Annotated in this window: 13 protein-coding genes; 9 read left to right on the top strand and 4 right to left on the bottom strand. The window is 60.0% G+C overall.

The genetic code is table 11. The features are described 5' to 3' along the window. Positions 1-603, top strand: a complete 603-nt coding sequence (locus tag HMPREF3153_RS06690) for an NTP transferase domain-containing protein (protein ID WP_070420398.1) — start codon at positions 1-3, stop codon at positions 601-603. A 16-nt stretch (positions 604-619) separates the two neighbouring features. Here the strand turns inward: HMPREF3153_RS06690 and HMPREF3153_RS06685 are convergent, their stop codons facing one another. Further along, entirely contained in the window at positions 620-1102 is a 483-nt protein-coding gene (locus HMPREF3153_RS06685; RefSeq protein ID WP_070420397.1) for a molybdopterin-binding protein, read from the bottom strand. A 233-nt stretch (positions 1103-1335) separates the two neighbouring features. Between HMPREF3153_RS06685 and HMPREF3153_RS06680 the strand changes: the two genes are divergently transcribed. Genes HMPREF3153_RS06680 through narI form a run of 5 tightly spaced genes read left to right on the top strand, consistent with a single transcriptional unit; the run spans position 1336 to position 9645 of the window. Beyond that, positions 1336-2661, top strand: coding sequence for a nitrate/nitrite transporter (locus HMPREF3153_RS06680; protein ID WP_070420396.1), 1326 nt, complete (start codon positions 1336-1338; stop codon positions 2659-2661). Between the two features lie 32 nt (positions 2662-2693). After that, positions 2694-6422, top strand: coding sequence for a nitrate reductase subunit alpha (locus HMPREF3153_RS06675; RefSeq protein ID WP_070420395.1), 3729 nt, complete (start codon positions 2694-2696; stop codon positions 6420-6422). Next, positions 6422-8017 (top strand): nitrate reductase subunit beta, encoded by a 1596-nt coding sequence (gene narH, locus HMPREF3153_RS06670; protein ID WP_070420394.1) that lies wholly within the window; start codon positions 6422-6424, stop codon positions 8015-8017. The genes HMPREF3153_RS06675 and narH overlap by 1 nt, the downstream gene beginning before the upstream one ends. 17 nt (positions 8018-8034) lie before the next feature. Further along, on the top strand, positions 8035-8853 hold the full coding sequence (gene narJ / locus HMPREF3153_RS06665; RefSeq protein WP_083280968.1) for a nitrate reductase molybdenum cofactor assembly chaperone: 819 nt from the start codon (positions 8035-8037) through the stop codon (positions 8851-8853). A gap of 9 nt (positions 8854-8862) precedes the next feature. Continuing rightward, the gene (gene narI / locus HMPREF3153_RS06660; protein ID WP_049192437.1) at positions 8863-9645 is read left to right on the top strand and encodes a respiratory nitrate reductase subunit gamma; all 783 of its coding nucleotides are present in this window, start codon (positions 8863-8865) and stop codon (positions 9643-9645) included. Between the two features lie 58 nt (positions 9646-9703). Here the strand turns inward: narI and HMPREF3153_RS06655 are convergent, their stop codons facing one another. Genes HMPREF3153_RS06655 through HMPREF3153_RS06645 form a run of 3 tightly spaced genes read right to left on the bottom strand, consistent with a single transcriptional unit; the run spans position 9704 to position 13343 of the window. Then, positions 9704-11089, bottom strand: a complete 1386-nt coding sequence (locus HMPREF3153_RS06655) for a multicopper oxidase domain-containing protein (protein WP_070420393.1) — start codon at positions 11087-11089, stop codon at positions 9704-9706. Continuing rightward, entirely contained in the window at positions 11090-12289 is a 1200-nt protein-coding gene (locus tag HMPREF3153_RS06650; protein WP_070420392.1) for a beta-carotene 15,15'-monooxygenase, read from the bottom strand. Further along, positions 12276-13343 carry a hypothetical protein gene (locus HMPREF3153_RS06645; protein WP_070420391.1) on the bottom strand — a complete coding sequence of 356 codons (1068 nt, stop codon included), beginning with the start codon at positions 13341-13343 and terminating at the stop codon, positions 12276-12278. The genes HMPREF3153_RS06650 and HMPREF3153_RS06645 overlap by 14 nt, the downstream gene beginning before the upstream one ends. A 75-nt stretch (positions 13344-13418) precedes the next feature. Here HMPREF3153_RS06645 and HMPREF3153_RS06640 point away from each other — a divergent pair, with 75 nt between their 5' ends. The 3 genes from HMPREF3153_RS06640 to HMPREF3153_RS06630 are packed head-to-tail and all read left to right on the top strand — an operon-like array spanning position 13419 to position 16114. Beyond that, positions 13419-13679 carry a DUF2249 domain-containing protein gene (locus HMPREF3153_RS06640; RefSeq protein ID WP_034657596.1) on the top strand — a complete coding sequence of 87 codons (261 nt, stop codon included), beginning with the start codon at positions 13419-13421 and terminating at the stop codon, positions 13677-13679. 16 nt (positions 13680-13695) lie between these two features. Continuing rightward, on the top strand, positions 13696-14418 hold the full coding sequence (modA, locus tag HMPREF3153_RS06635) for a molybdate ABC transporter substrate-binding protein (RefSeq protein WP_046645523.1): 723 nt from the start codon (positions 13696-13698) through the stop codon (positions 14416-14418). A 10-nt stretch (positions 14419-14428) separates the two neighbouring features. Then, a complete protein-coding gene (locus tag HMPREF3153_RS06630; protein WP_070420390.1) occupies positions 14429-16114 on the top strand; it encodes an ATP-binding cassette domain-containing protein in 1686 nt (561 codons plus the stop codon). Positions 16115-16175: the final 61 nt, after the last annotated feature.

The following is a 16175-nucleotide window of genomic DNA, read 5'->3' as shown; positions in this document are numbered from 1 at the left end:
ATGCTGAACTACAAACCGCACGAGCTAGGAGTCATCATCCTGGCAGGCGGCCGCGGCACCAGGATGGGCGGGCGCGATAAGGGTTCGGTGCGTGTGCGGGGCGAAAGGCTTGTCGACGTCGTGCGCAGACAGCTTCCTTATGGCGCGCCGGTCTGCGTGGTTTCCCCGTTTCCGCTGGGCCTGCCGCAGGTATGCGAAAATCCGCTTTTTGGTGGGCCTGCAGCTGGCATCGCGGCAGGCCTGAAGAACCTGGAAGCACGTAGTTTAGCGCCACTTCGCTATATCGCAGTGTTATCTGTGGATGCGCCGGATTCGCCCCAAATGCTGCCAAAGTTGTTGAAAAAACTTGCCGCCTGCGAAGCGCAAAGCTCGATTCCCTCGGTAGCGGCGGCTTTAAGCGGCGATGTTATTCAGCCACTGTGCGCGCTGTGGCACTACGACGGCCTGCGCCAAGCGGTAGATTCCTTCGACTGCCTGCACAACAAGTCAGCCCGCAGGCTGTTGCACGCAGTCCCCCGCCTCATCGCGGTGCCGGGTACAGGCGCGGAAATGGACTACGATACTTTGGCTGAACTCGCCGAGTGGGAGCGCCGCCGAGCTTAATAAGTAACCACGCTTATCATTTACCCTTCGCGTCCCGAAAGATATCCCCGAGCAAAGGGAGAACGACACCCAAGGTGTCAGCAACTGCGCCGCGGGAGGACGCGGAATTGATAATCAGCGAGCCACAGCCGCGGTCAGTCATGCCAATGACCCCGCGGGAAAGGCCAGCCTTGTGCGAACTCTCTAGGCCTTTGATCAGCACCTGGGTTTCCAGCCCGTGCAGGCGGGCAGCAATGAACTCTTCGGTTACTTCAGGTGTGTAGTTGGTGGGACCGATGCCAGTTCCTCCGATGACCACAATGACGTCGACGCCGGCCCGTACCTGCTCGCGCAGTGCTTCGGCCACGCGGGCGTAGCCTTCCGCAACGACATCGTGGCTCGCCACTTTGAGCCCCTGAGCCAACAAAAGCTCCTTGGCCAAGGCGCCTGCAGAATCAGGCTTTGCGCCGCTCAAAACGCGGTCAGCGGTGACGATTATGGCAGCGGTGGCAGGTTTCATGTGGGCGTCCTTTACCTCGGTTTAATGGTGTGACATTTTTAACAGAAACGAGTCATAAGCAGCAGTTTCCTACCCCTTGACGGGATAACCAGCGAAAGATCGGTATATGAAATATTTCCGCAACACTAACGTTTCCTAATTAAACTCGAAGAATTCCGTAGAAAATTCCTCTTTTTAGGATAATTGAAACTAAATTAGAAAGAGAAAGTTCCTACGAAAATACCGAGGAAAAAATGACTGCACTTGATACGTCGGGCAAGACCATCCAAGGATGGAACCCCGAAGAAAAAGACCACTGGGATTCCAAGGTTGCGTGGCGAACCTTGTGGGTTTCCACCTTCGTGCTGATCATCGGTTTTGCAACGTGGTATCTCGTTTCCGCAATTGCACCGATGCTCAACCAGATCGGGTTCGATCTCAGCAAGAGTCAGCTGTACTGGCTGACCTCCATTGCAGGCCTCGCATGCGGCTTATTCCGCCTGCTGTTTATGTTCCTGCCACCTATCATCGGCACCCGCAAGCTGGTGTCCGTTTCCTCCCTGCTGTTCATCATCCCGATGCTCGGCTGGTTCTTCGCCGTGCAGGACACCTCCACCCCGTACTGGTGGCTCTTAACCTTGGCTTTCCTCTCTGGTATCGGCGGCGGCGTCTTTTCTGGCTTTATGCCTTCCACCGGCTACTTCTTCCCTAAGCGCATGTCCGGCACCGCCCTCGGCCTGCAGGCAGGCTTGGGCAACTTCGGTATTTCCTTCATTCAACTGGTTGCGCCGTGGCTGATGGGCTTTACCCTCCTGGGAATCGGCTTCGTGGCACCGCAGCGCACAGATGATGGCGCAATCTTCGTGCACAACCCGGCAATCTTCTTGGTTCCATGGGCAATAGTTGGTGCTGTTCTCGCATGGATGCTGCTCAAGGACGTTCCAGTCAAGGCAAACTTCCGCCAGCAGATCGATATCTTCGGCAACAAAAACACGTGGATCTTGACCGTTGTCTACTTGATGACCTTCGGCGCTTTCTCCGGCTTCGCGGCTCAAATGGCGCTTCTTATCAACCAGACCTTCGGCGCCGATTCCCAGTTTGCTGGCCAGTTCGATGATCTGCCGCGCGGTGCTGCCTATGCCTTCCTCGGCCCGCTGATCGGTGCGCTGGTCCGCGCACTGTGGGGCCCGCTGTGCGATAAGTTCGGCGGCGCTATCTGGACCTTCGTCGGTTGCGTAGGCATGACGGTCTTTACTGCCCTTTCTGCACTCTTCTTAAACCCCTCCGACCCGAGCGAGTTCAAGGGCTTTTTGACCTGCATGCTCATCATGTTCTTCTTCACCGGCCTAGCCAATGCCGGCACCTTCAAGCAGATGCCAATGATTTTGCCGAAGCGTCAGGCAGGCGGCGTCATCGGTTGGACTGGTGCCATCGGCGCATTCGGCCCGTTCGTCGTAGGCGTGCTACTTTCCATGATGCCGGCCGCCACGTTCTTCTGGGGCTGCGTTGTATATTTCGCAATCACCTCTGTCCTCGTGTGGATCTACTACGCCCGTCCACGCGCGCCTTTCCCCGGCTAAACCACGCCTTACTAAAGGAGTAACCCACCCCCATGACTGAAAATAAATCCGGCCCCAGCTCCCTTTTCAAGCTCGGCGCCTATCTGCGCAAAGGCGAAGCCAGCGACTCTGGCCAACAGCTGTTTTTGAAGGGCGGCAGGCAGGCAGATGTCTTCTACCGTAACCGCTGGGCCTTCGACAAAATGGTTCGCTCTACACACGGCGTCAACTGCACGGGTTCTTGCTCGTGGAAAGTCTACGTCAAAGATGGCGTCATCACCTGGGAATCCCAGGCCGTGGACTACCCGACCACCGGCAATGACATGCCGGAATACGAGCCGCGCGGATGCCCTCGTGGTGCTTCTTTCTCCTGGTACACCTACTCGCCTACCCGCGTGCGCTATCCCTATGCGCGCGGCGTTCTGGTGGACATGTTCCGTGAGGAAAAAGCTAAAAACGGCGGCGACTCTGTCCTCGCATGGCGTGCCATCCAGGAAGATCCCGAAAAGCGCAAGGCTTATATCTCCCAGCGTGGCAAGGGCGGCCTGATTCGTATCAGCTACGAAGAGGCAATCGACATCGCTGCTGCGGCGCACGTTTACACCATTCGCAAGTACGGTCCGGACCGCATCTTCGGCTTTACAGTTATTCCTGCCATGTCGCAGGTCTCTTATGGCGCCGGCACCCGCTTCCTGCAAAGCATCGGCGGCGTCGCTTTGTCCTTCTATGACTGGTACGCCGACCTGCCGCCAGCATCCCCCCAGACCTTCGGTGATCAGACTGACGTGCCGGAATCCGGTGACTGGTACAACTCCTCCTATCTCATGATGTGGGGCTCCAACATCCCGGTAACCCGTACCCCGGATGCACACTTCATGGTGGAGTCACGCTACAAAGGCACCAAGGTCGTCGTGGTTTCGCCGGACTTCGCTGACAACACAAAGTTCGCCGACGAGTGGGCCCGCATCGAGCCGGGCTCTGATGCCGCTTTGGCCTTTGCCATGGGGCATGTCATTTTGAAGAAGTTCCACGTTGAGCGCCAAGAACCATACTTCTTGAACTACATGCGCAAGTACACGGACTCGCCTTTCTTGGTCACCTTGGACAAGCGCGAGGACGGCACCTATACCCCAGGCAAGTTCCTCACAGCTTCCCAGGTCTCCGATGCGGAGCTGAATTCCTCGCCAAACGCCACCCACCGTGGCCTGGTCATGGAAGAAGATGGCAAGGTAGTCGATCCAGGCGGTACCGTCGCTGACCGCTGGGACAATAACTCGGCGAAGTGGAACCTCTCCCTCGACAACGCCGATCCTGTCATGTCCATCGCAGAGACCGATTCCTTCGAGACCGCCGAGGTACTCTTCCCGCGCTTCGACCTAGATGCGGATCCAGCCGACATCGGCACCGACAAGCCAGTCGGCACGGGCATCGTGCACCGCGGTGTGCCGGTTCGTCGCGTCGACGGCAAACTCGTGACCACCGTCTTCGACGTCATGCTCGCGCACTACGGCGTCAACCGCGAAGAGCTTAACTTGCCAGGTTCCTGGCCGAAGGACTTCTACGATGCCTCCGAAGTGGGCACGCCAGCCTGGCAGGAAGGCCTCACCGGCGTGCCTGCCGATACCGCCATCCGCATCGGCCGTGAGTTCGCGCAGAACGCCGCAGATTCCAAAGGGCGCTCCCAGATCATCATGGGTGCCGGCGTCAACCACTACTTCCACGCAGATACCATCTACCGCACCTTCTTGGCGCTGACCTCGATGTGCGGCACCCAGGGTGTGAACGGTGGCGGCTGGGCTCACTACGTGGGCCAGGAGAAGCTGCGCCCTATCAACGGCTGGACCCAGTGGGCCATGGCCACCGACTGGCAGCGTCCTCCGCGCCACATGATTTCGACAGGCTTCTACTACTTCGCCACCGAGCAATACCGCTACGACAACTCCCGCGCCTCCCATCTGGGATCGCCCCTGGCCAACCACGGTGTCATCGGTGACAAGATGGTCTCCGACACCATGGCTGAGGCTATGCGTCGCGGCTGGATGCCGGCTTACCCGCAGTTCAACCGCAACAACCTATTACTTGCGGCAGAGGCAAAGGAAAAAGGCGTCGACATCAATGACTACGTTGTAAGCCAACTCAAAGATGGCGACCTCGAGTTCTCCTACGACAACCCTTCGGCAGAAGAAAACTGGCCGCGCATTCTTTTGAACTGGCGTACCAACCTGCTGGGGTCTTCTGCAAAGGGCACCGAGTTTTTCCTGCGTCACTTGCTCGGAATCGACTCCGATGCCACGGCCGAAGAGCTCGCTGCCGAGGATCGTCCGCGCACCATCAAGTGGGTTGATGAGGCTCCTGAGGGCAAGCTCGACCTCATGATGACCACGGACTTCCGCAATACGTCGACCACCTTGGTCTCTGACATCGTGCTGCCAGCAGCTACCTGGTACGAAAAGCACGATATGTCCTCGACGGATATGCACCCATACCTGCACTCCTTCAACGCGGCCATCAACCCGCCGTGGGAGTCGCGCACCGACTTCGAGGTCTTCCGCGACCTCGCGGCTTCGCTTTCTGCCAAGTCCGCAAAGTGGCTCGGCGTGCAAACTGACATCGTCACGCAACCGAGCCACCACGACTCCCCCGATGAGTTGGGCATGCCAAACGGCATTGTGCCCGACGTCGAAAAGCTCGGCTTGGTGCCAGGGGTTACCATGCCGAAGCTGCATGTGGTGGAGCGTGACTACACCAAGATCTATGAGAAGTGGACTCACTTGGGCCCGCTGCCGGCCAAGGCCGGGACTGCAGTGCATGGCACCAAGTTCAACGTGGAAAAGCAGGTCAAGGAGCTTGAGCTCATCTGTGGAACCTCGAAGACCTCGATGGGTGAGCTCATTGACCTGAGCAAAGACACAAAGGTCATCGACGCCATCTTGCACCTGTCCGGTGTATCCAACGGCGAGCTGGCAAAGCAAGGCTTCGAGTATCTGTCTTCGCGCACCGGCCGTGACATGACACCGCTTGCGGCCTCCGATGAAGACGTGCGCATCAGCTGGGATTCCATCAAGGAGCGCCCGACCGAGGTCATCACCTCGCCGGAATGGACGGCTGACAAGCGCAATAAGCGCCGCTACACGGCGTTTAGTATCAACGTCGAGTTCGACAAGCCATGGCACACGCTGACCGGCCGCATGCACTACTACATCGACCACGATTGGTTCATGGACTACGGCGAGGCGCTGCCTATCTTCCGCCCGCCGCTTGATCATCTGCATATGCACGGCGAATTCGCGCCGGGCCAGACCTTGCAGAATGAGCGCGGCGAGGTCGAGGTCACCCTGCGTTATCTCACCACCCACAACAAGTGGTCGATTCACTCGCAGTACTTCGACAACCTGCACGTGCTGTCTATTTCCCGCGGCGGCCAGGTGGTCTGGATGTCGGACAAGGACGCCGCAAAGATCGGCGTGAAGGACAACGAGTGGGTTGAGGTCTACAACCGCAACGGCATCGTGTCCGCCCGCGCCATCGTCTCCCACCGCATCCCGGAGGGCACAATGATCTGCAACCACGCCCAGGAACGCACCGTTGGTACCCCAATCAATGAGTTCACCGGCCGCCGCGGCGGCACGCACAACTCGCTGACCCGTATCTCCATCAAGCCGGTCCACATTGCCGGCGGCTACGGCCAGCTGACCTATCACTTCAATTACATCGGCCCAACCGGCAACAACCGCGACGAAGTCACCCGCGTGCGCCGTCGCTCCCAGGAGGTTTCTTACTAATGAAAGTCATGGCCCAAATCTCCATGATCATGAACCTGGACAAGTGCATCGGCTGCCACACCTGTTCGGTCACGTGTAAGCAGGCATGGACCAACCGCGAAGGCACCGAGTACATCTGGTTCAATAACGTTGAAACTCGTCCCGGCGTGGGCTACCCCCGCACCTGGGAGGACCAGGAAAAGTGGAAGGGCGGCTGGGAGCTTACCGGCTCTGGCAAGCTCAAACCCAAGGCCGGTGGACGCTTGAAGAAGCTGGCTACCCTGTTCCATAACCCGAACCTGCCGACCATCCAGGACTACTACGAGCCGTGGAGCTACCAGTACGAGGATCTGATGGGTGCCAAGGCTGGTCAAAAGACCCAGCCCACCGCAAAGCCGGTCTCTCAAATCGATGGCCGCGAGATAAACAAGATTGAGTGGTCTTCCAACTGGGATGACAACCTGGGTGGTTCTGTTGAGACCATGGACCAGGACCCTACCCTGCACCAGATGAATCTGCAGGTAAAGAAGGAGATCGAGGACTCCTTCATGTTCTACCTGCCACGCATCTGCGAGCATTGCATGAACCCCACCTGCGTGTCTTCGTGCCCTTCCGGCGCGATGTACAAGCGCGCTGAAGACGGCATCGTGCTCGTGGATCAGGACCAGTGCCGCGGCTGGCGCATGTGTGTCTCGGGCTGCCCTTATAAGAAGGTTTACTTCAATCACAAGACCGGCAAGGCCGAGAAATGTACGCTCTGCTACCCGCGCCTTGAGGTAGGCCAGCCCACGGTTTGCTCTGAAACCTGCGTGGGCCGCCTGCGCTACTTGGGCGTCATCTTCTACGATGCCGATCGCGTGGCCGAGGCTGCCTCGACGCCGAATGATCAGGACCTCTTTGAAGCGCAGAAGTCCATCATGCTGGACCCGCACGACCCTGCTGTCGTAGCTGCCGCACAGAAAGAAGGCATCCCGCACTCCTGGATCGATGCCGCGCAGAACTCGCCAATCTACGACCTCATCTTCAAGTACAACGTCGCGCTTCCGCTGCACCCTGAGTACCGCACGCTGCCGATGGTCTGGTACATCCCGCCACTTTCGCCCATCGTGGACCAGGTAAGCGCCACCGGCATTGACGGCGAGGACCACAAGATCCTCTTCTCCGCGCTGTCTAACATGCGTATTCCGCTGGAGTACCTCGCAGGTCTTTTCACCGCAGGCGATACTGTGCCAGTGGAAAAGTCGCTGCGCCGCCTCGTCGCTATGCGCTCCTACATGCGCGATATCAACTTGGACAACGAGCCACAGGAGGAAATTGCACAGGCCGTCGGCATGACCGGAGAGGACATGGTGGCTATGTACCGCCTGCTTTCCATCGCCAAGTACGACGACCGCTACGTCATCCCGACTGCCTCCCCGGAGACCCCGCGTGGCATCGCTTCGCTGGATCCTTTCGGCGACGTCGACCCGGCACGCGCTTCCGAGGACGTCTTCCACGACTTGGGCATGGGCGCGCCGGAGGCCTGCACGCACGGCGCGGCAGCAGGTTCCGGCACGGTTTCCCTGCTGTCGTGGACTGGTGACCGCCCCGATTCGATGTTCCCAAACCGCGACTAGGGGGGTAAGTCTGAAAGATGAAGATCTTTGAAAAACTTGCCGCCCGTGCGGCTCAACCTCCGCAAGATGACGCCGTGGCAGGATTCGGCACCGTCAGCGGTGTGCCTGCCGGCATCGGCTCTTTGGGCGGAGCTGCCGATGTCAAGCGCACGGCACGCACGCACACCGGCCAGGTCCCCACTGACTTCGTGACACCGGTGGCGGTCGATGAGACCCAGCGGCGTATCGTCGCCATGGCGGCCAGCGTCTTGCTGCGCTACCCGGAGGAGGATTTTCTCTCCCATTTGGACGTGGTCCAGGACCAGCTCGACCAGCTACCAATGGCGCTGGCAACGGATTTCATGGGCTTTATCGACGCCGCCCGTACCGCGGGGCTGCGCGCACTGCAGGAGCACTACGTTGAGACCTTCGATCAGCGTCGCCGCTGCTCGCTGTTTTTGTCCTACTACGCCGTCGGCGATACCCGGCAGCGCGGAATGGCCATCTTGTCTTTCTCCCAACAGCTTGAGTCATTTGGTTTCCAGCTGGCAGAAAATGAATTGCCGGACCACCTCTGCGTGGTTCTGGAAGCGCTAGGACTCGCCGAGGGCGAAGACCATGCGCGCGCCGTTGAGATGCTGGCGAGCTATCGCGAGGGCATAGAAGTGCTGCGTGCTGCACTTTCACAACAGGATTCGCCTTATGTGCGCCTTATCGTCGCCGTGTGCAAGGCGCTGCCGGAGGTAGATGCCGAAACCGCTCAGAAATACGTCGATCTCATTCGTACCGGCCCTCCAGCTGAGATGGTGGGCATTGCTGATCTTCCTTTCCCCACTGCCCAACCTGATCTCGTTTAAGGAGCACTCATGGATTATTTCAACAACTTTTTATGGGGTGCCTTCCCGTGGCTGGCCATCGCCGCGTTTTTCGTCGGCATCTTCTGGCGCTGGCGCACCGACCAATTCGGTTGGACCACGCACTCTTCCCAGATCTATGAATCGAAGCTGCTGCGCCTTTCCTCCCCGCTGTTCCACTGGGGCATGGTCTTCGTGGTCATCGGCCATCTGATGGGCCTGGCTTTCCCAAAGTCGTGGACGCGTGCGGTAGGCATCAGTGACCACGCTTATCACCTGTTAGCGACGATCCCTGGCTCTATCGCGGCGGTCGCCGTAGTTCTTGGCTTCCTGGGTCTGCTCTACCGCCGCATTGTTAATCGCTCAGTGTTCCTGTCCACCTCGAGCTCGGACAAGGTCATGTACTTCTTCCTGGCGCTAGCGCTGCTGTCTGGCACCATCGCGACGTTTAGCACCCAGGTCTTCGGCGGACCTCAAGGCTATGACTACCGCGAAACCATCTCGCCGTGGCTGCGCCAACTGCTGATCTTCAACATCCACCCGGAGTGGATGGCTGATGTTCCCTGGCAGTTCAAGGTCCACGTTTTGTGTGGTTTTACCATCATCGCCGTCTGGCCTTTTACTCGCCTGGTTCACGCTTTCTCAGCGCCGGTTGGCTACGTCACCCGTCCGTACGTGGTCTACCGTTCCCGCGACCAGCGCACTACGGATATGCGCTCGCACACTGCGTGGGAGCCGGTGCGTTCCCACCGCGCGCAGCTCGACGCCAACGAGACTCCTGCCCACGGTGCCTAAGCACTAGATCGATTAAAGGAGCGAGGAAGATTTCTTCCTCGCTCCTTTTGTCTAAGCGCTACTGCGTGACCACAATCTTTCCGTGCTGACCCTTTTCGGCCGAGGTCATGATGTGATTGACAAAGCTATAGGTGCCGGGTTCATTGAACGTCATCTCCACGAAGCCGCCCTGCGCGGGAAGCAGATCCAGCGCCTGCGAACCCGAATCGCGACGGTCCTTAATGAGGTAGTCGCCCTCCTTATACGCGGTGTCGAACTGCTCGCCCACCACGTGGAAGGACAACGGCTGGTCTGGGCCCACGTTGAGCAGCCAGATGCGAACCTTATCGCCTACCTTGGCATGCAGTGGCTCAAGGTCGTACTGGTTCGGGTAGTAGTTAAACGCCATCAGGTCGTACTCACCGTTAGAGACGCGGTCCGCATCGGCACCGTTCTCGTCGCCTAGGAAGATGTCAGAGGCAATCATGGCGTACTCGGCATCCACATCGCTGAGTTCAGCTGGATCGATAACGACAGCGCCCGCCATTCCATTGGCGATGTGCAGGCTCATCGGCGCCGTGGAGCAGTGATACATCCAGATGCCCGAGCGGTTAGCGGTGAACTCGTAAGTTAGCGACTGGCCCGGGTCGATGGACTTCATGTTCTCATCCGGATTGACCTCACCGGCGTGGAAGTCGATGGAGTGGCCCATCGTTCCCTCATTCTTGATGGTGATCTTGAACTTGTCGCCTACCTTGCCGCGCAGGGTTGGCCCTGGGGCTTGGCCGTTGAATAGCCACCGCGTTTGTTTTACCCCGGGTGCGACCTCGACTTCTTCCTCGGTCATGGTCCAGGTCTCCTCGTGGGTGGTTCCTTCGGCCTTGGCCAAGCGGGCATCGAAAGCCTTGAAGTCGTCGCGCTTCTTGGTGCGCTCCGCTGCACTCGGTACGTCGGGGTGGCTCGCAGAGTGATGGTGCTCGTGCTGAGCATCGCCTGCTGTGCCTGCAGAGCCTGCGGTGCTGGCAGCTCCCGCGGCGTCGTCAGTCGTGTTTATCTGGAGCACCATACCCTGTGCTTTGTGCCCGGCGATGGTGCAATAGCCCTGGGTGGATTCGTTGATGATGCCTGCGTCGAGCTCAACGGTCTTGCCTGGCTCCACACGGCCTGTCTCGTTGTCACCAATCTTTAGGTCGTGGACCTGGTCGCCGTCGTTGGTGAAGTTGATCACCAGGTGGGCGCCCTGTGGCACGTCAATGGAGGCCGGGACGAAGGCCATGCCGGAGACTGAGACGTCGACAACGGTCGCTTCCACGCCCGCGCTTTCCGACGCCCTTTGCGCCTTGCCCGTGCTATTAAACACCGCGAGCGCGATAACCGCGGCAAGGGCAATGCCGATGAGCAACCAGGAAGCCCAATTGTTTTGAGCCGGCGGCTTCGGAGATTGATTCGAAGAAACGCTGAGCATTTAGTTCTCCAGTCTATTCTGCTTGTAAACGGCCACTACGATGGCCAAGACGTTGGTGATGAGGCCAAGCCCCATCATGATAAGCCCGGCAACATCCGCGCCGAGTAAGCACAACACTGCGCCCAAGTTGATAAGCACCAAACGTGCATAACCGCCGCGGTCAGCGACTTTTCGCCCTAGTGTGACTTTCGCCGTCCCGCCGCCCACCAGGGTGGGCAGGAGGTGATGGAGCACGCCGGTGACCAATTGCAACAGGCCAGCGCCGACGAAGGCGGGCATGAGCAACAACGTCACCGCGCGGGGGTAGACGCCGATTACGGCGCACACCGCGTCCGCAGCGCATAAGCTGAGCATCCACAACAATCCGGCGACGGCCGAGACCGTCGCCGTGGTCTGCTGCGGGTTTCCCGCCACCACCGTGGCCAGGATGGGCTGAATGATGTAAATTGCGGCGAGCACGACGAGCAACTGGGCCATGCCCGCTGCCCGAGTAAGCCCCACTGCGTAAAGCCCCACCGCGAGGGCGAGGCCTACGCAGTGCACTATAAGTGCCCGGGAACAGCGGGCGCGCGCTGCCGGGGCGATCTTGGTGCCCGACAGCGTGGGCAGCAGCGTGACCACTGTTCCGAGGATGGTCAGCCAGGCAAAGCCCCACACCATTCCGCGGGAGTGCGCGGCGACCAGCAGTGAGTAGTTGCCCACGCCGTTAGCCGCGAAAATGACCATCACGACTGAGGCCATCAAGAACACGGCGGCAGCAATGTAGAAAGGTACTGTCACGGCAAAAGAACCCGCGAGCGAACCTTTGAGCGCGCGGTAGATGTCCCACGCGTGCCAGAAGAAGGTGACGATGATGAGAAGCGAGGCGGCGTCGGAAAGCGGGCCCCAATCATAGCCCGCACGATCGACGAGCAGGAGGACCAAGCCCACCTGAATTAGCGCCACGCGCCAGGCCACCGATTTGTAGCCACGGGCCTGCATGCGGGTCAGTGCCTCAGTAAAGTGCGTGGAATACACGATGATTGCCGTGGTCATCGCGCCAATCGTGAACGGGTGAATGAGATCCCACCACACCACGTTGACACCGAGATTTCCTGCCACGTTGATGGCAACGCCCACCAGCACCCAGAAGCCAATGACGCTCGCTGCAATCGTGTGCCAGCGTCCGCGGGGGGCTAAAGATACGTCAGCGATGTGCACGTCGTGCCTCCCGGATGGTCAAAACAAAGCCACTTAAAACAAACAGCAGCACCGCCACCACGTTAGTCATACCGCCTACCTGATACACCCCAGTGTGAGCAACGATATCCGCGCCGACGCGCACCATAAGGCCCGCGTGCAGTAGCACCACAGGCCCGTAGAGAACGGGGTTATAGGGCAGCTTCTTTCGAATGACAGACGTCAAGATGATCGGTGCGTGCGCAAAGATCATGGACATGACAAAGCCCAAGAAAATGGTGTGCACCGAAGCGTCGTAGCTAAAGCCGCTGACCTGCCCCATGCCCAGCCACGCCAGTCCAGCAACTGCCAGCCAGAAGTAACCGGCCAACATGCAGGCTGCGGAATATCGGGGCAGCCCCTTAGCGCGCACGAGGTTCTTGGCCACGTCCACGCGGACAGTGGTCCAGGAGATGGCGAGCAAAAGCGCACCCATCAGGCGGTAGCCCACTGCGGGTACGAGGATGTAGATAACTCCCGCGGCTGCCAGGGAGAGGACCAATGCAGTGATGAGGTTTTCCGCGCGAGTGCCGGCCATGGTCACGCGGGCGAGCTCCATGCGTTCGCCGATGATGGTGGCAACGACGTAGAGGACACACAGCGGCATGGCCGTAGCAAAGGAGGGCGTCATCGCCCACAGTAAGGAAGCGGCGACTCCCCCAATCACGCCGGCAGCCTGGACGAGGACAGCGAGGGTGGGCTGGCGGCGATGGACCTCCAGATAGATAAAGCCCAGGACGAGGAAGCTCAGTGCAAAGCACACCGCGGGTACGGGTCGCGTTACCCCGGCGAGGAGCGTTAGCACTGCCAGCACGTGGAAGGCCGGGCCCGCCCAGGCCCACGTCTTCTTCACCGCGACGGCACGCTCCAAGCCGATGGCACCTCCCACGAAACCGAACACCATCAGCGGGCCATGGGCGTTGGTTACTGCGCTGGCTGGGGCGACGCCCAGCAGTGAGGCACCGGCGAAAAGGCCGACGAGCAACGCCGCGCCGGCGAATGCCAGAAACACGAAACGATGCGCAATATTTTTCACAACTTTTATCGTACTAATATTGGGTCTAAGGTGAAACTCGAAACGCTTTCGAGCACCTCCAACGAAAGGAACATCATGCAACTGCCTATCTCTGATGCGCACAAGGGCAACGACATCCCTACCCTGAACGCCTCTGAAATTCCGCACGCAGTCCGCCACGGCGCGATCCACGGCGCGCTCGGCACCCTCAACGTTGGCGAGTCGATGATCCTCATCGCGCCGCACAACCCGGTGCCACTGCTCAAGGAGATTGAGGCACGCGAGGAGTCCTTCGACCTTGCCTACCTCAAGGAAGAACCACAAGATTTCCACATCAAGTTCACCCGCACCGCCTAGTGCTGGCGTAAGTTAGATGTCTGTGAAGAAGCTCCTTAACCCACTCATTGGATCGGCGCTGGCGGCTCTGTCGCTGAGCGCCTGCGCCAGCGACCCCGCGGAACTCAACGTTTTTGCTGCGTCCTCGACGCGTGTGCTCAACGATGCCCTCACGGCCACCACCCCAGTGCTAATCAACAACGGCGGATCAGCATCCCTCGTCGAGCAGATTCACCAAGGAGCACCGGCAGACCTCCTCATCACGGCCTCAGAAAAGACCATGGACAAAGCCGTGGACAACGGCGATGTGGACAAGCCCCGCGTGCTGGCCACCAACACCATGGTCATGGTGGTCCCACCCGGTAATCCGGCAGGGATTTCCTCGGTCCGGGACTTGCGCGAGGAGGACTACTTCGTGCGCTGCGATCCGTCCGTGCCCTGCGGCGACATCGCGGACAAGATCATGGAGGATCTCCACCTCACCATTACTCCCGATTCGCAAGAAGGCCAGGTAGCCGACGTCGTGGGCAAGGTCGCCAGCGGCGAAGCCGACGCCGGCTTTGTCTACTCCACAGACGCCGCGGCCAACCCAGAGCTCGAGGTCATCCCCATCGAGGGCGCTGAGAAGTACCGTAACAAGATTATGGGCGCGGTGGTCACGCATTCCGAGCGACGCGACGCTGCCGAGCAATTACTGGATACGCTCTCCGACGACTTTGATGAAACCTGGACGCAGTACGGCTTCCAACCCGCCGACTAAACTGCTCTGCATGGCTTCTCACGAAACCCCCACCCGCGCCCCGTGGCCCTTCGCCATCGTGGGCGCTGTGGCGGTTTTATACGTTGCGATTCCCGTCGTGGCGCTAGCAACGCGCGTGCCGTGGTCTCGTCTCGGGGCGGTCGTCGGTCAAGACTCCACCCACGACTTGCTGCGCGTGACTTTGGCTTCTGCGGTCTTGGCCACCGTCCTTGCCACGTTCCTGGGCGTCGGGCTCGCCGTGTGGCTCCACGGCCTCAAACGCATGGGCCAGGCTGTGCGCCTGCTGGTCTACCTTCCGCTGGCCATGCCGCCGGTGGTGGGTGGCCTAGCGCTAAGCGCGGCACTCGGTCGGCGCGGGCTCTTGGCCCCGCTTCTCGACGCCCTCCACTTGAAGTTCGCCTTTTCCTTTGCCGGTGTAGTCACAGCGCATACTTTCGTGGCGCTGCCCTTCGTGGTGGTGGCGGTGGACTCGGCATTACGCCACATTGACCAGGAGGTATCCACCTCAGCGCGCCGGGTGGGAATGTCACGGTGGGCGATATGGCAGAAGATCACGCTGCCTACCGTTGCGCCCTCCATCTTTACCGGCGCCGTTCTGGCCTGCGCGCGCAGCCTGGGCGAGTTTGGCACCACGATTACCTTCGCTGGTTCGGCGCCAGGTATTACGCGCACGATGTCAAGCGGCATCTACTTAGAACGCGAGGTCAGCGCGGACAACGCCTATGCTCTCTCCGCCGTGCTCATCGGCCTGGCCGTGCTTTGTTTAGCACTCGCGGGCCTGCCCACGCTGCTGCGCAAGGAACCAGCGCCACGGGCACACGCACAAGGCCCACTTGATATCGAAAATCTCCGCGAGCTAAGCAGGCCGCCGCGAAGCCGCGAACTCACGCCGTTCCGGCCCCATGCCACGACCGCCGTGGTGGGCGTTAACGGCGCTGGCAAGACAACGCTGCTGCGCCGCATCGCTGACTCCTCCGAAAGCGTCATGCTCACCCAGAAGCCCGCATTGCCGCCGCTGGCCACAGTGACCGAGGCGATCACCATGGTCACCGGTGCCGAGGACGTTACCGCGCAGCTCATTTCCGCTGCCGGCTTGGATGAGATCGCCCACGTCAAAGTGCGGGACCTCTCCGGCGGACAAGCAGCACAAGCCGCCTTGGTGCGCGCTTTGGCCGCGCGGCCGGCAGTGCTGCTACTCGACGAACCCCTGGCGGCAGTGGACGCCGCTGCCGCCGCACAATGGCGCCGCCTGCTTGCTGCCGCGGCGCACGACCGCACCACGATCCTCGTCACCCACAATGTTCTCGATCTTCTCAGCCTGGCCGATGACATCGCGGTGGTGGAAAAAGGCGAAATTCTTGCCCACGCCCCTCGCCAGGACGTCGTCAATGCTCCGCCCAACCGCTTCGTGGCGCAGTTACTTGGCCGCAGCGTCATCCGCGGCAACCAGGTTGCAGGCGCGCTGCAGCCCGATCCGCAGGGCGACACAACGCTCGTCCTAAGCAACAGCGACGTCGTGCTTTCCCCTTCCGGAAGCATCACTGCCACCGTGCTGGATTTACGAGCTATCTCCTTGGACCGGGCCGTCGTTACCCTGGACCTGGGCGGGCAATCTGTAGACGCCGAAATCTCGGTCACCGAGGCAACAAACCTCGCCGTCGGCGAGCAAGTCCACTGCTCCATCCTCACTAATTAGGGGGCAGTCGCTCCACGTAGTGGCATATATCGCACTCGCTAGTTTGTATTTTTTACGGGTT

This window comes from Corynebacterium sp. HMSC06C06 (assembly GCF_001807295.1).
Taxonomy (GTDB): domain Bacteria; phylum Actinomycetota; class Actinomycetes; order Mycobacteriales; family Mycobacteriaceae; genus Corynebacterium; species Corynebacterium striatum.
This window is presented reverse-complemented; position numbering and strand designations above follow the sequence as displayed.

What these genes read in the sequence shown, in the direction of transcription:
- HMPREF3153_RS06640 (WP_034657596.1), top strand. Translation starts at nt 13,419, where the DNA reads ATGCAACTGCCTATCTCTGATGCGCACAAGGGCAACGACATCCCTACC.
- HMPREF3153_RS06675 (WP_070420395.1), top strand. Translation starts at nt 2,694, where the DNA reads ATGACTGAAAATAAATCCGGCCCCAGCTCCCTTTTCAAGCTCGGCGCC.
- HMPREF3153_RS06685 (WP_070420397.1), bottom strand. Translation starts at nt 1,102, where the DNA reads ATGAAACCTGCCACCGCTGCCATAATCGTCACCGCTGACCGCGTTTTG.
- narJ (WP_083280968.1), top strand. Translation starts at nt 8,035, where the DNA reads ATGAAGATCTTTGAAAAACTTGCCGCCCGTGCGGCTCAACCTCCGCAA.
- HMPREF3153_RS06680 (WP_070420396.1), top strand. Translation starts at nt 1,336, where the DNA reads ATGACTGCACTTGATACGTCGGGCAAGACCATCCAAGGATGGAACCCC.
- HMPREF3153_RS06655 (WP_070420393.1), bottom strand. Translation starts at nt 11,089, where the DNA reads ATGCTCAGCGTTTCTTCGAATCAATCTCCGAAGCCGCCGGCTCAAAAC.
- HMPREF3153_RS06690 (WP_070420398.1), top strand. Translation starts at nt 1, where the DNA reads ATGCTGAACTACAAACCGCACGAGCTAGGAGTCATCATCCTGGCAGGC.
- modA (WP_046645523.1), top strand. Translation starts at nt 13,696, where the DNA reads ATGTCTGTGAAGAAGCTCCTTAACCCACTCATTGGATCGGCGCTGGCG.
- narI (WP_049192437.1), top strand. Translation starts at nt 8,863, where the DNA reads ATGGATTATTTCAACAACTTTTTATGGGGTGCCTTCCCGTGGCTGGCC.
- narH (WP_070420394.1), top strand. Translation starts at nt 6,422, where the DNA reads ATGAAAGTCATGGCCCAAATCTCCATGATCATGAACCTGGACAAGTGC.
- HMPREF3153_RS06630 (WP_070420390.1), top strand. Translation starts at nt 14,429, where the DNA reads ATGGCTTCTCACGAAACCCCCACCCGCGCCCCGTGGCCCTTCGCCATC.